The organism is Propionispora vibrioides (assembly GCF_900110485.1).
Taxonomy (GTDB): Bacteria; Bacillota; Negativicutes; order Propionisporales; family Propionisporaceae; genus Propionispora; species Propionispora vibrioides.
Window position 1 is genome coordinate 64,367 of record NZ_FODY01000014.1, and the last position, 13,594, is coordinate 77,960.

Below are 13,594 nucleotides of genomic sequence, written 5' to 3' on the forward strand. Positions count from 1 at the left end.
GAGGTTTTACTATGGCAAAGTTAGTTGATATTTTGGAAAAATTCCCCTTTGAAGTAAAGGACAAACGACCGATGCTGATCCGAAAGAGCGAGTATTCAACAGCGCTGTATCCGCCGGACAATGCATTTACCAGTGATAATACCTTTACCATGGTGTCCACCGATACCTTTATGCTGGGTATTTACGAATTAGGTCCCGGCGGTGTATTTGCTCCGCTGGACATTCATCCCGGCGATGAGTCCTACTATATTTTAAATGGTCCGGTAGTACAGCGGAGCGGCAATGGACAATTTGCTTATCTACAGACAGGCGAGGGCTTGTTCATGCCGGAAGGCGCCTGGCATTGCTGCCATAACTTTGCCGATAGCAAAGCAAGAATCCTGTATTTCATTACGCCTAAGGCCTGGAGTGAAAACATTCCGCCGGCGGTTATTCCCAGTGACGAAGAGACCAAGTATTACAAGGGAGCCAATAATGATAAACTTCCGGATATGAAGGGGAAAATAGCGGATATTTCCCGCCAGGGATGTACCGACGACATCGGTGCGTGGCCGGTTGATGCTCATGAGGCGAGAAAAACAGGTGCGGTTTACGGTGTACGGGATTTTGAAAAACTGAATAATGTCCACGGTACCAAGCATCCTATGCTGATGCGGTTTATTACCAGCAATGATTATGGCCATTTCGGCGAATTCGTTCTTCCCAACGGTGGGGGCTATGGTCCCAGATGTTCGGACCCGGATAAGCATGCCGGAGATGCGGCACTCTATTGCGTTGACGGGCCGCTGACGATAAACCTGGTGGATTTGCAGGAAAGCTTTGTTATGGAGCCTGAAGACACCTTCTTTATTCCGGCCGGTACTTCATACCAACTGGTAAACTTCGAAAATCATCAGGTGAAGGCTGTGTTTGCCATCACAAAACTTTAAGAAGTAAAGCCATACGGTCATTGCAGAACCAATGGCTGTATGGCTTCTAACAACCATGGATCAAGGTTAATACAAAGCTGAGGAGGAGAAGGAATGCAGAGAATCATTAATGAACCCGGTTTTGTCGTGGAAGATATGCTGAAGGGTTTTGCCAAATGCCATAAAAACATGATTCATGTTGATCCCCAAAATCCCAGGGTGGTTGTCTCTAACTTTTGCAAGAATAAAAAGAAGGTCGGCGTTGTAACCGGTGGCGGCAGCGGGCATAAACCGGCATTTATCGGCTATTGCGGCAAAAATATGGTGGATGCGGTTGCCGTGGGAGAGATATTCTCCTCGCCTACTGCCAAATCATTTTATGATGCCATTTGCGCTGCCGATCAGGGGCAAGGCGTGGCCTGTCTCTATGGAAACTATGCCGGTGATAATATGAATGTAAAAATGGCGATGGAACTGGCAGAAGATGCGGGAATCGCCGTCAAAACGGTGGTGGCCAATGATGATGTAGCCAGTGCACCGAAAAGCGAAAGCGAAAAACGCCGCGGCGTGGCCGGCGAAATCTTCATGTGGAAGGTTGGCGGCGCGAAGGCCAATCAGGGCGCGAGCTTGGATGAGGTGATACGGGCAGCGCAAAAGGCGATTGATAATACGCGAAGTATAGGCGTTGGGCTGGGGCCTTGTACCATTCCGGCCAATAAGAGGCCGAACTTTTCAATCACTCCGGGAACGATGGAGTTTGGTATTGGCCACCATGGCGAGCCGGGTATACGGGTGGAGAAGCTGGCAAGTGCTAAAGAAATCGCCAAAGCGATGACGAAGCTTGTCATAGAAGATGTCCCCTTTGTAAAAGGAGCTGAGCTGGCTGTGCTGGTGTCCGGGCTGGGAGCTACGCCGGTTATGGAACAGTATATTTTCTTTAATGAAGTGGAAGAACTTTTGCGGGAGCAAGGACTGTCGCTATATGCTTCTTACGTGGGGAACTATTTCACTTCGCTGGAGATGAACGGAATAACCTTGACCGTCATGAAACTGGATGACGAATTGAAAGAATGCCTGGATGAAGAAGTGGAAACGATGGGCATGACCCAGCTTAGGAGGAGTTGAAATGGAGTTCATCAGGAACAGCAATAATGCCGTCATCGTTTTGGATATTATAGAAGCCATTCACCAACACGCCGGCTATTTGAGCGAAATTGATGGGGCGACCGGGGATGGCGACCATGGCATTAACATGGATAAAGGCTTTATGCTTGCCAAAGAACGGATTGCAGCCGATATGTCCTTATCCGAAGCTTTTAAGATACTGGGGCAAACCTTGGTTATGGATATAGGCGGCTCTATGGGGCCCATATATGGTACATTTTTTTCACAGTTCAGCAAGGTTACCAGAGGAGTAGAAAATATTATTCTTGAGACTCTGCTGGCAGCTTTGGAAACCTCAACGGAAAAGCTTACTGAGCTGGCAGGGGCAAAGCCTGGCGATAAAACACTGCTTGATACGATATATCCGGCAAAGGCAGCTTTAGAAAAAGCCCTGAAGAGCAATCAAAGTTATGCTGAAGCGCTCCGGGCAATGGCTGCAGGAGCAAAAGCGGGAAAAGAGCATACCAAAGAATTGGTGGCCAAAATTGGCCGGGCAGCCCGGTTGGGTGAACGAAGCAAGGGTTTCCTGGACGCCGGTGCAGCTTCCTGCTGCATTATATTAGTAACCATGGCGGAAGCCATGCAAAAGGTAATTGTCAATGAACAAGTATAAGGGAATTATCTTTGATCTGGACGGTACCTTGCTGGATACGTTGAGTGATCTGGCCAATAGCGTGAATGAGGTGCTCGCTGTCTATGGCTATCCCACCCATACCAAGGAGGCATACCGGCTAAAAATTGGCAGGGGGTTTCGCAATCTAATCGAGCAGAGCATGCCGGAAAATACAGATACGGCTATTATTGAAGCCGGTTTGCAGCGATTCCTGGAAGCTTACGACAGGAACTATTGTAAGGAAACAAAACCTTATGAGGGAATTGTTCCGGTGCTTCGGGCATTACGCCGGAACGGAATCTTACTGGCTGTAAATTCAAATAAACGTGATGATTATACCAGGCAATTAATTAAATTGCTGCTGCCGGACATTGAGTTTGTCGCTATATACGGGGAACGTGAGGGTGTTGCGAAAAAGCCGGATCCGCAGGCCGCCTGGGAGATTGCTAAACAAATGGCACTGGATACTAAAGACATATTGTATGTAGGCGATTCCAAAACAGATATGGTTACTGCGACGAATGCGGGTATGAATAGCATCGGTGTTTTATGGGGGTTTCGCGACGAAAAAGAATTAGACGAGCATAAAGCGACTTACATAGTAAAAAGACCTCAAGGCATCTATAATATTGCAGTTTTTGGCTCTTAGTCGGCAAATCCTATGTCGGATTGAGAATTTAATTGAAAGAGGCGATCACTATGAAAAATGACAGTATTCCTGAAAAAATCAAAATTGCCGTGCTTACCAAGGCTCACACTCTTGAACTGCAAGAAATTCCTATGCCGGAGTTAGGGGAAGAGGATGTTTTAATAAAACAGGAAGCCTGCAATATTTGTACGACCGATTATGGCCAATGGCTGGGACTGAGGGAGCATCAGGGGTATCCTATGGCCGGTGGTCATGAAGGCTGTGGAATTATTGTAGCTAAAGGCAGCAGAGTGAACGCCGAATTGCAGATAGGCGATAGAGTGGGGGTAGCCTATTCTTATTGCGGCAAGTGCAAAGCTTGTAAAGTGGGACATACCATTGCCTGCGTAGACCGCAATTCGCTGATGGGGTATACCTATAAATCGAAGGAAGGCTTTTACGGCACCTACGGCTTTGCTACGTACTTCGTTAGAAAATCCAGATATCTAGTAAAGCTGAGCAAAGACATAGCAGCGGGCGAAGCCGGCTTTTTAGAACCGGTGGCAACTGTGATTAACGGAATGAAAAAATTGCGGGTTAAACCAATGGAAACGGTGGCCGTCATTGGTGCCGGAACCATGGGCTTGGTCAATGCTCAAGTGGCCCGTGCTTTTGGGGCGAGAGTCATTGTTTCCGATCTAATGGATAAGAAAGTGGCTTGTGCCAAAAAGATGGGGTTTGAAGTAATTCATGCTCATCAGCAAGAGCCGGTTGAAGAAATAAAAAGACTGACTGATGGCGAAGGCGTTGATGCTGTTATTGTTGCTGTTGGAGCAACGAGAGCGAACGAACAGGCGTTGAAGATGGTGAAAGAACTGGATGGTCGTATTTTGTTTTTTGCGGCCGGTTTTCCGATCCCGGAACTGAGAATTGATTCGAATGTCATTCATTATAGAAAACTGGAGTTAATAGGAGCCTTCGAGGCAGACCACCAGGATTTTTGCGACGCGGGAAAGCTATTAAGTCAACGGCAGATTGATGTAAAGCCATTGCTGGAAACTTCGTTTCCGTTGGACAGAATAGAAGAAGCCTTCCAAGTTGCCAGTACGCCAGGAAATTATCGCGTCACCGTAAGATTATGAAACTGATTTAAAAAATAAAGTGTTACTGCTGAGCATAGAATTGACTTGCCCTTGTAGTGAATGCATAGTTAGCAGACTCTTTGCAAGTTCATTTGTACTATAACCGGACAATGCAAAGAAGACTCACTTTAATAGTTTGAATATTTAAAATGTTTTAATTAAATCTTTTTGAAGTACTCATTTACAACAAGCATTCACACGATGCATAGAGGCGCTACAAGCAAGGACAAAATACCTTCTTTGAAAGGAGGTAATTATCAAAAAATAGCTAGGGCGTGTTTCCAAACTATCCGAAAAGCTCCCTAGCGGCGCTTTTTGTGCCATACTTCACTAAAATTTTTTGAAATAGGGGCCGCTATTTCTGCAAAATTTTATTTCGTCTGACTCAAAAATCACTCGCCATGGATCATTCCGTTAATATGAAGACACGCCCTAGGGAATCGCTGATTAAATGAGCCTGCCGGCCTGGCGAGAGATTTTTTCGGCTGGCAAGGAAGTAAAACCGCAGGAATAGCGGTCCCTATTTCAAAGTTTTGCTGACGCAGCCAGACGGAAAAAGATCTGCCAGGATGTGCAGTGTGAATTAATCAGTGGTTCCCTATAGAAGCGAAAGTTAATTTTCTTCAAGAAATTATTTTATTTAGGAGAGGATAATGTATGAGTCAAGTAAGTTTGGTTGAAGAAAATACTGGTATTCGTGTAAAACTCCAACAGTTTGGCAGGTTTCTAAGTGCTATGGTAATGCCTAATATTGGCGCATTTATTGCCTGGGGGCTTGTTACGGCCTTTGTCATTCCAACAGGCTGGATGCCTAATGAATATTTAAGTAAATTAGTGGGGCCGGGCATTACTTATTTACTGCCGCTTTTAATAGGCTATACCGGCGGTTATAACATGTATGGCAGACGTGGTGGTGTGGCCGGAACGATCGGTACTATCGGAATGATCGTCGGTTCCAGTGTTCCCATGCTGGTAGGCGGCATGATTATGGGGCCGCTTGGTGCCTTTTGTATTAAGAAGATTGATGAAATGTTTAAAGGAAGGGTTAAACCCGGACTTGAGATGCTGGTAGATAATTTTTCCATGGGTATTATGGGCGCCGTCTTAATGCTTTTAAGTTATGTAGTTGTTTTACCCGTATATAGTGTTATTCAGTCTTTTCTTACAGCCGGAGTAGCCTTTATTATAGAACATCAGCTTTTGCCGTTTGCGCCGGCCTTTATTGTACCTGGACAAGTTCTGTTTTTAAATAATGCAATTAATCACGGGATTTTTACTCCGTTAGGTGCCGCTCAGGCCGCTGAAACAGGAAAATCTATTCTGTATCTAGTGGAAGCAAACTGTGGTAACTGGGCCGGACTGGCCCTGGCCTTTTGCTTATTTGGTAAAGGAATAGCGAAAAAATCCGCACCGGGTGCAGCGGCTATTATGATTATTGGCGGTATCGGAGAAGTAGTTTTCCCCTATGTATTGATGATGCCGAAAATTATTTTTGCTCCTATCCTGGGTAATATGGCTGCATTAGCATGGCTGACAGCTTTCAACGGCGGTGCCGTTGCGCCCGTATCGCCGGGAAGTATTATTGCACTGATCGCAATGACACCAAAGGGCATGATGTTTGTGAATGTTGCATCGTATGTCATTGGTGCAGCCGTATCGTTTGTTGTGGCCGCTTTAGTCTTAAAACGGGATAAATCGCAGATGGATGATGATGACAGTTTGGCCAGGGCAACCGATGTCATGCGGGAATTAAAAGGAACAAAGAGTGGAAAGCCGGAGATTAAAAAGATTGTTTTTGCCTGTGATGCAGGTATGGGTTCCAGTGCGATGGGAGCATCGATGTTGAATAGTAGAATGAAAAAAGCTGGAATTCATGTGTTGGTGGAAAACAGTGCGGTAAATGAAATTCCTGAAGATGCAGATATTGTTGTTACTCACAAAGACCTAACGGAAAGAGCAAAACAGTGCAGGCCGGATGCTATCCACGTATCTGTTGCAGATTTTTTGAATAGTCCTGAATACGAAGAACTAATAAATCAATTAAAGAGTAGATAGGATTAATGGGGAGATTTTAGAAATTGATTATACCATTCAAGTCAGGTGAAAAGATAATTTTTACCTGACTTGAATAGTAATGAAGCTAAGGAGGACAATTTGTGATGTCTGTGTTTTTTTACAGAAGGGGGAATTCAAAGGAGGATGCGACTGTGTCCGGCCCACAGGGAAATGCTGACACAAACGGTATAAATGATGTCTTGGTATTAAAAAATATATTGGTTAACCAAAAAAGTGTGTCAAAAGATGCGGCGATAGAAAAGGCTGGACAGCTTCTGGTTGATGGAGGCTATGTATTACCTGAATACATTGTTGCAATGAAGGAAAGAGAAGCGCAGTTGACAACATATATTGGACATGGCGTGGCAATTCCCCATGGGGTAGGGGTAGCGAAGGATAAAATTCTAAAAAGCGGTATATCCGTTATTCAATACCCTGACGGTATTGTTTTTGATGAAGACAAGGTAGCTTATCTTATAGTAGGAATTGCCGGAAAGGGGAAGGAGCATCTAAAAATTCTTTCTAATTTAGCAGAATTTATTATTGAGGAAGAGGAACTCCTGAAAGAGCTATTTAGTACAGAAGTTGCGACAAAACTCTATAGTGCGTTTACAAGGAGAGTTTAGAAGAATTACAGTATATTTTTTATAGTGTAGTTCATCAGACTCTAACATAAATGAAAATACCTCGAAGTTTGTTACAAACTTCGAGGTATTTTTGCTGGTATTTCACTACTGACAGGCCGTCCCCAAGCGTCACTGAAGTTCTGTCATTTTAATGAGTTCTATTTCCCTCTCAGTTGACAAGCAAATAGAGCAGGTGTAATATTGTGTCCATGGACACAATATATGAAGTTTTATTATCACAATTTGCAGAGCTATACGAAAAGCAGGATATTTTAGCTAAGCTTACATCACAGGAGTTTCTTCATGGCTATGGCTATTCAGAAATTCACTGTATTGATGCAATCGGCCGGATGGAAAATCCCAACGCTGCCCGAATAGCCAAGAAGCTAGTCATGACCAGAAGCGCTATCAGTAAAATAACTAAAAAACTTATCCGCAGCGGCGATATCATCGGTTATCAAAATTCAGATAATCAAAAAGAAATTTGCTTTAAATTAACGCCCAAAGGATATTTTTTATTTAAAGAGCATGAGCAGCGGCATTTGGCTTGGGAAAAGCGTGATAGAGAGTTTCTAGAAAAAATCAATCCTGAAATACTAGAGAATGTCAGCACTTTTTTAGGTGATTTCAACAATTATTTACATGAACGAATTAAAGCATTTAAATAGATAGAGGAGGAAAATACATATGTTAACAGACTTAAGTGTTAAAATATCACCTGAAATCAACAGCGATGCCGCCAATAATGAAAAAAAGGTTTCTTATGGTCATTTAGGTACTCACTTTGATGTAATGAACAAGGAATTTCCCTTGGAGTTTGTCAAAAGAAAGGCCATCGTCTTTAATGTCCAAAATATTATAAATAGAGATATCTCAGTCCAAGATATAGACATTAACCTCATTGAAAAAGATATGTTCGTTGCATTTTATACGGGATTTATTGAACAAGAATCTTATGGAACCAAGACATATTTTACCGGGCATCCGCAGCTGTCCAATGAATTGATTGATGCGCTTTTAAATAAGGAAATCTCCATTATTGGCATTGACTGTGCGGGTGTAAGGCGTGGAAAGGAGCATACCGCAAAAGATCAATATTGCGCGGACAGGGGCGTTTTTATCGTGGAAAACCTTTGCAACCTGTCGGCAGTTTTAGCTGGGGAAATGGTACATATCTTTGTAGCAAATACTTATCCCCTAAACTTTTCCGGAATGACCGGTTTGCCGTGCCGGGTAGTCGCTGAATTATGATATGGTAAACAATACGGTAGCTTACGGAAGCGTGATGGGAATGTATCGTTGAAGTACCGCTAAAGCCGGGAAGATCTGCAATAAATAGAAATGATCTGGAGTTTATCAATAGCCAGATCATTTCTATTTATTTTATTTTGCGAAGGTCTCCATGATTATGTCGATAAAAGCGCGTAATGCCGGTGAAATCCATTTGTCTTTGTGGTAAATGATTTGGTCTTTGATATTAAATGGTGTATATCAGGTTGCCGCATTTGTATTGACATTTGCCCGGCCAATGCTTTGGATGGACATACTGTTGAACAACGAAAACGTCGTAGAATACAATGTGATCACGGTACCTGTGATGACAAAAGATGTCGAAATTGGTATAATAAAGGAATTCAGGGCTAGTTTATCGTACTTGTGAAAGGATTTTAATAATATCATGACAAAGATAATGTCAATTGCAACTACAATTCCATTTGCTTTGTTAATTGTGGCAAGTATAATCTATCTGTGCGTTCCCATTGAACAGCCTTTGTTATCTATCACATACTATTCTTCTTATGCAATATATTGTGTTGGTTTGATGCTGAGCTGGTGGTTTAACCGAAGCCGGTTTTTTTTCACAATAACTGTTATTGCTCTGGTACAAGTGGCACTCAGTGATTGGGCAGCGGCAACTATCGGTATTACGGCTTACAGAATAGTGATTTATCCGATTGTTTGTGTATTACTGCCTATTAATATATTTGTCTTTTCCCTGTTAAAAGAACGGGGAATTTTTAATGGCTGGGGCTTACAGCGCTTTGGAATTATCTTCTTTCAGATATTTTATATAGCTGTAGCTGTAGTGTCAAATGATAATGCGTTAGTTAGCTTTTTCTACAAAAAACTGCTAACGGAACCTTTGCCTTTGGTTACGGCTATTCCGCAACCAGCTATTTTAATTTATGGTATTGTATTTTTGTTATTTTTATTAAAGCTGGGAAAGAACAAATCACATCTGGACAGCACTTCTACCGCCGTTTTAGCTGCTACCATGATTGGATTACATTTAAAGGCAGAACCGCTGGCTATGCCTGCATTCTTTTCTTTGGCCGGAATTATTTTTATTATTACTGTGATTCAGGCTTCCTATTCTATGGCCTATCTGGATGAATTGACAGGTTTGCCGGCTCGCCGGGCGCTCAGAGAAAATATGATGAAACTTAGCGGTGAGTATACCATAGCTATGTTGGATATTGATTTTTTTAAAAAATTCAACGATACCTACGGCCATGATACTGGTGATGACGTACTGCGCCTTGTCGCATCGCTGCTCCAAAACATAACAGGCGGTGGAAAAGCCTTTCGTTATGGCGGTGAAGAGTTTACAATTATATTTCCCAATACTAAAATTGAGGAAGCTATGCCTCACCTTGAAAAGTTGCGGATGGCGGTAGAAAAATGTCCGCATGTTTACGAAGGGAAAACTGAACGAACAAGAAAGAAAAAAATATCTTCCAAGCAACTCTTTGTTACTATCAGCATAGGTGTCGCCGAGCGTAACAAAAAATATAGGCATGTTGACGAAGTGATCAAAGCTGCCGATACGGCCCTCTACCGCGCTAAGAAAAAAGGACGCAACTGTGTGAGTAAATAGTGCACAAAAAACATGATCAGTTAGTGTTATGTTCCTGACTTTTATACTTGCCACATAACAGATTGAGATGGGGCGCTTAGGCGTATATTCAGAACTATATTCGAATTACTGGAGGAGGTTTCCAGGTACCTGCAAGCAAGGCGTGCTTAGGCCAGTACATTCTCATTATCAGATTAAATTCGTCTATGGGTGTAGGCAGCCAGTTGGAATAATAGTCGTTTTCAGGCGGGGAATTTCCGATGAAAATGTCTAATGAGCCATCGATATTATAGAGCAAGTTGTTTAGATGGGGACTGAGTGTATAACGGTCAATCGAATTTTCAGTCAAATATCCCCGAGAGTTGTAGACGGTGATAGACCAGAAGGCATTGACCGGTGGGAATTGTTCTTGGTTGAAGTGAATCATGTAGTCATTAAATCCAACTAAAGGAAATCCTTCTTTATCGATAAATGCGGAAGCATATATGGAGTCTTTTGGTAAATTAGCTCCAATTCCTGTCATTGCAATGATTGCACGCAGCAGGTAATTTGCTCCGTAAAAACCTATGCCGCTAGTCAAGAAAAACCAGCCGTTGTCGTTGTAATTTGCGTAATTCCCTTCAGCGGCTGCTTTGATAAATTGGGGGCCATATTGGGAAGCTGCGCTAAGAGCCTGCTTACTAGCTGAACTTAAGCTTTGGTAGTTGAAAGATTTGGACGGAATTAATTCTAATTGTCTTAGCGTTGTATCCATTAGCGGATCCTCCACCCAAGGCGGATTTACATACATTTGTTGCATCATAAGCGTAAAAAAGGATGCGGCATCCATGGATGCAACCTTATCAACAGGATTTACCCTGATTTTTTTTTGATGTGTATTTTTGTGGTGAGTTTTTGCTGGAGGCCAGCAGCTCAGTGGGACCAACAAATAATTGTCTTGAATTTCATGTACGGTATGGTAGTCGTTTTTGCCATTTGTTTGGGTCCGGCCAATAATCCATACATCTCTGGTAGGGGCATCAATTCTAATCATCCCATTTGGGAGAGGTTGGTTCCAGTCGGGACCTGCAATGACAAAAAGACTTGCCCTGGTGCCGGTTGTGCGTGCCCCAAGGGATGAGAACACGTTGGTCCAGCTATCTAGGAGTTCCATTAGATAATATTTGTTGTGAGTATTGGGAAGTGATAATACTATAGGCTCTTCTGAGAGATTCAACCATGCCATGGAATATAGCGTGTCTACATTCGGTCTGACAATAGTGGAGTATTCGGGGGTAGGAAAAAATCGTTCGTTGAAAAATTCATTTAATTGATGCCCGCTGGTGAGCATGATTTTTTTCGTGGTTTCTGTAATTACGAGAGAATAACCATAAATATAAGCAGCTAGTGCCAGGTTATAAAGAGTATGGTACTTGCCAGGATCAAACTCGGACTCCCACATATGCATATCCTCTGTTTCTAAGTTATATTGTAGTATATTCTTACAGATGAAAAATGCATATGGGGGCATAGTAAAGTTAAGATTGCATGAATAGTGATGATAGATAAGGCTAAATAAAATGACCTGAAGTCTCAGGAATGAAACTTCAGGTCATTTTTTATTGCATAACATCTAACGAGTTGAATGCTTATAGATATGTTATCAATATGTGCTAATTGTTTTTTCTGTGAAATAATACAATAGTGCTATAACTGGCAGGCATAGTCCGAATATAGAGGCAAGCAGCCAGCCTCCATAAGCATAGGCCCAGCCGCCTAAGGCAGATCCGGTGGCCCCGCCGATAAAGAAAACAGCCATAAATACTCCGTTCACTCGTCCGCGTATTTCGCCACCCAGTGAATAAATCGCACGCTGACCAAGAACGAGATTGCCGGAAACAGCCATATCTAACGTGATGGCGGCTATGACAAGAAACGCTAAAGCGATGAGTGAAGCATCTGTATATATGTGTGTAAGCAAAAAAGATATAATCGCAATGACAATGGCCAACCCGGTCAATTGTTTGGTCCAACCCTTATCAGCCAATCTTCCGGCAATTGGCGCAGCTATGGCACCTGCCACCCCGGCAAGGGCAAATAAAGCGATACCTTGTTGAGATAAATGAAAATGACTAGCCAGCCATAGCGGGATTACCGTCCAAAACAGACTGAATGCACCGAACAAGCAGGCTTGATAAAAGGCACGGCGGCGTAATACGGTTTTCGTTGCAAAAAGCGACCACAAGGAGCGAATTAAATCACCATAATTCATAGTTGGGGATGGGGCCCGTTTAGGAAGAACGAAAGCTAGCAGTACAGCCAGTATCGCTGTAATCCCGGCAGAGAGAAGAAAAACTGCCTGCCAGCCCCAAAGATCGGTAATAAAGCTTGCTGCCGGTCGGGCAAGCATGATGCCGAGTAACAGCCCGCTCATTACATTGCCAACAACTTGGCCGCGCCGTTCTTCTGTTGCCAGATGGGCTGCATAGGGGACCAGTATTTGTGTTGCTACAGAACCTAGCCCGATGAACAGTGCTGCCATAAGAAAAAATAGTGCATTTTTCGTAAGAGCTGCTGCAACTAATGCGCAAATTACAATGACTAAGGTGGAGGTGATTAACCGTCGATTTTCAATGAGATCACAAAGAGGAACAATGAATAATAGCCCGGCAACATAGCCAATTTGCGTTAACGTTACGATTAATCCCGCTGACGCCAGAGGAAGATGGGTAGCAATACTGATCGGGCCAACTAAAGGTTGTGCATAATAAAGATTAGCAACAATCACGCCACAGGCAATAGCTAGCAGAACGGGGATCCAGTTGGGGATTTGCTTGGTTTTTACTTGTATAGTGTTCATCATTATCCCTGCCTTAATTTTTTTACGCCTAGCATTTAAATACTGAACGTATAGTTTATTTAATGATTAAATTATAAACTGCACGTCTAGTATTTGTAAAGTGTTTTCTTGTGATAAAATATTTAGTATAATGTACGTATAGTTTATCTGGTGCGAATATACAGGGAGGTATTGGTTTGGAAAAGAAAAAAGGACGTCCTCGTGATATAGCGACGGAAAAAGCGATTCTTGCTGCTTCCTATGATTTATTGCTGGAGAATGGCTTTGGAACCATAACTGTTGAGAAAATTGCTGAGCGGGCCAAGGTGAGTAAAGCGACTATTTATAAATGGTGGCCCAACAAAGCGGCGGTTGTCATGGACGGCTTTCTATCTGCGGCGATGGCCAGACTTCCTGTACCGGATACAGGTTCCGTGATTGATGATATAGTCATTCAGGTCAGTAATTTAGCCAGTTTTTTAACTAGCCGGGAAGGCAAAGTAATCAATGAATTAATTGCCGAGGGACAATTTGATGTAAAGCTGGCGGAAGCGTATCGAGCACGGTATTTCAATCCTCGCCGATTTGATTCGCGGCGAATTTTGGAGCGAGGGGTGCAAAGGGGCGAGCTGAAGAAGGACCTGGATATTGAATTGTGCATTGATTTAATTTATGGTCCGCTTTTTTATCGGTTGCTGGTAACCGGTGAAAAAATAGATGAGGTTTTTATAAAAACCTTAATACATTATGCTTTGGAAGGTATTTGGGTAAAAAGATAAATAA

The 13,594-nt window shown here is 42.9% G+C and carries 13 protein-coding genes; 11 read left to right on the forward strand and 2 right to left on the reverse strand.

Translation table 11 applies throughout. From position 1 onward, the window contains the following. Positions 1 to 11 precede the first annotated feature (11 nt). The 10 genes from BMW43_RS12090 to BMW43_RS12135 all read left to right on the forward strand — a co-directional run bounded on the left by BMW43_RS12090 (position 12) and on the right by BMW43_RS12135 (position 10,014). Positions 12 to 929, forward strand: a complete 918-nt coding sequence (locus BMW43_RS12090) for a cupin domain-containing protein (protein WP_091747704.1) — start codon at positions 12 to 14, stop codon at positions 927 to 929. A 93-nt stretch (positions 930 to 1,022) separates the two neighbouring features. Beyond that, positions 1,023 to 2,033 (forward strand): dihydroxyacetone kinase subunit DhaK, encoded by a 1,011-nt coding sequence (locus tag BMW43_RS12095; RefSeq protein WP_091747707.1) that lies wholly within the window; start codon positions 1,023 to 1,025, stop codon positions 2,031 to 2,033. A gap of 1 nt (position 2,034) precedes the next feature. Further along, the gene (gene dhaL / locus BMW43_RS12100; RefSeq protein ID WP_091747709.1) at positions 2,035 to 2,685 is read left to right on the forward strand and encodes a dihydroxyacetone kinase subunit DhaL; all 651 of its coding nucleotides are present in this window, start codon (positions 2,035 to 2,037) and stop codon (positions 2,683 to 2,685) included. Beyond that, a complete protein-coding gene (locus BMW43_RS12105; RefSeq protein ID WP_091747711.1) occupies positions 2,672 to 3,334 on the forward strand; it encodes an HAD family hydrolase in 663 nt (220 codons plus the stop codon). The genes dhaL and BMW43_RS12105 overlap by 14 nt, the downstream gene beginning before the upstream one ends. Positions 3,335 to 3,384: 50 nt before the next feature. Continuing rightward, positions 3,385 to 4,455, forward strand: a complete 1,071-nt coding sequence (locus tag BMW43_RS12110) for a zinc-dependent alcohol dehydrogenase (protein WP_091747714.1) — start codon at positions 3,385 to 3,387, stop codon at positions 4,453 to 4,455. A 657-nt stretch (positions 4,456 to 5,112) separates the two neighbouring features. After that, positions 5,113 to 6,510 carry a PTS mannitol transporter subunit IIBC gene (locus BMW43_RS12115; protein WP_091747717.1) on the forward strand — a complete coding sequence of 466 codons (1,398 nt, stop codon included), beginning with the start codon at positions 5,113 to 5,115 and terminating at the stop codon, positions 6,508 to 6,510. Between the two features lie 104 nt (positions 6,511 to 6,614). Next, positions 6,615 to 7,136 (forward strand): PTS mannitol transporter subunit IIA, encoded by a 522-nt coding sequence (locus tag BMW43_RS12120; protein ID WP_091747720.1) that lies wholly within the window; start codon positions 6,615 to 6,617, stop codon positions 7,134 to 7,136. A gap of 209 nt (positions 7,137 to 7,345) precedes the next feature. After that, on the forward strand, positions 7,346 to 7,804 hold the full coding sequence (locus tag BMW43_RS12125; protein WP_091747851.1) for a MarR family transcriptional regulator: 459 nt from the start codon (positions 7,346 to 7,348) through the stop codon (positions 7,802 to 7,804). A 19-nt stretch (positions 7,805 to 7,823) separates the two neighbouring features. Next, entirely contained in the window at positions 7,824 to 8,387 is a 564-nt protein-coding gene (locus BMW43_RS12130) for a cyclase family protein (RefSeq protein WP_091747722.1), read from the forward strand. Positions 8,388 to 8,814: 427 nt separating this feature from the next. Then, on the forward strand, positions 8,815 to 10,014 hold the full coding sequence (locus BMW43_RS12135) for a GGDEF domain-containing protein (protein ID WP_091747724.1): 1,200 nt from the start codon (positions 8,815 to 8,817) through the stop codon (positions 10,012 to 10,014). Positions 10,015 to 10,108: 94 nt separating this feature from the next. On the opposite strand, the gene BMW43_RS12140 is transcribed toward BMW43_RS12135, so the two are convergent. Together BMW43_RS12140 and BMW43_RS12145 are read right to left on the reverse strand one after the other, a co-directional pair. Next, positions 10,109 to 11,434: a DUF1254 domain-containing protein gene (locus BMW43_RS12140; RefSeq protein WP_177173581.1), complete on the reverse strand. Its 1,326-nt coding sequence runs from the start codon at positions 11,432 to 11,434 to the stop codon at positions 10,109 to 10,111. Between the two features lie 201 nt (positions 11,435 to 11,635). Further along, entirely contained in the window at positions 11,636 to 12,832 is a 1,197-nt protein-coding gene (locus tag BMW43_RS12145) for an MFS transporter (RefSeq protein WP_091747730.1), read from the reverse strand. A gap of 176 nt (positions 12,833 to 13,008) precedes the next feature. Here BMW43_RS12145 and BMW43_RS12150 point away from each other — a divergent pair, with 176 nt between their 5' ends. Beyond that, positions 13,009 to 13,590 carry a TetR/AcrR family transcriptional regulator gene (locus tag BMW43_RS12150; protein ID WP_091747733.1) on the forward strand — a complete coding sequence of 194 codons (582 nt, stop codon included), beginning with the start codon at positions 13,009 to 13,011 and terminating at the stop codon, positions 13,588 to 13,590. Positions 13,591 to 13,594: the final 4 nt, after the last annotated feature.

Bases quoted from the DNA above. Each gene is read 5' to 3' on its own strand.
- BMW43_RS12130 (WP_091747722.1), top strand. From the start codon at position 7,824: ATGTTAACAGACTTAAGTGTTAAAATATCACCTGAAATCAACAGCGAT.
- BMW43_RS12125 (WP_091747851.1), top strand. From the start codon at position 7,346: ATGGACACAATATATGAAGTTTTATTATCACAATTTGCAGAGCTATAC.
- dhaL (WP_091747709.1), top strand. From the start codon at position 2,035: ATGGAGTTCATCAGGAACAGCAATAATGCCGTCATCGTTTTGGATATT.
- BMW43_RS12145 (WP_091747730.1), bottom strand. From the start codon at position 12,832: ATGAACACTATACAAGTAAAAACCAAGCAAATCCCCAACTGGATCCCC.
- BMW43_RS12110 (WP_091747714.1), top strand. From the start codon at position 3,385: ATGAAAAATGACAGTATTCCTGAAAAAATCAAAATTGCCGTGCTTACC.
- BMW43_RS12115 (WP_091747717.1), top strand. From the start codon at position 5,113: ATGAGTCAAGTAAGTTTGGTTGAAGAAAATACTGGTATTCGTGTAAAA.
- BMW43_RS12140 (WP_177173581.1), bottom strand. From the start codon at position 11,434: ATGTGGGAGTCCGAGTTTGATCCTGGCAAGTACCATACTCTTTATAAC.
- BMW43_RS12105 (WP_091747711.1), top strand. From the start codon at position 2,672: ATGAACAAGTATAAGGGAATTATCTTTGATCTGGACGGTACCTTGCTG.
- BMW43_RS12090 (WP_091747704.1), top strand. From the start codon at position 12: ATGGCAAAGTTAGTTGATATTTTGGAAAAATTCCCCTTTGAAGTAAAG.
- BMW43_RS12135 (WP_091747724.1), top strand. From the start codon at position 8,815: ATGACAAAGATAATGTCAATTGCAACTACAATTCCATTTGCTTTGTTA.
- BMW43_RS12120 (WP_091747720.1), top strand. From the start codon at position 6,615: ATGTCTGTGTTTTTTTACAGAAGGGGGAATTCAAAGGAGGATGCGACT.
- BMW43_RS12095 (WP_091747707.1), top strand. From the start codon at position 1,023: ATGCAGAGAATCATTAATGAACCCGGTTTTGTCGTGGAAGATATGCTG.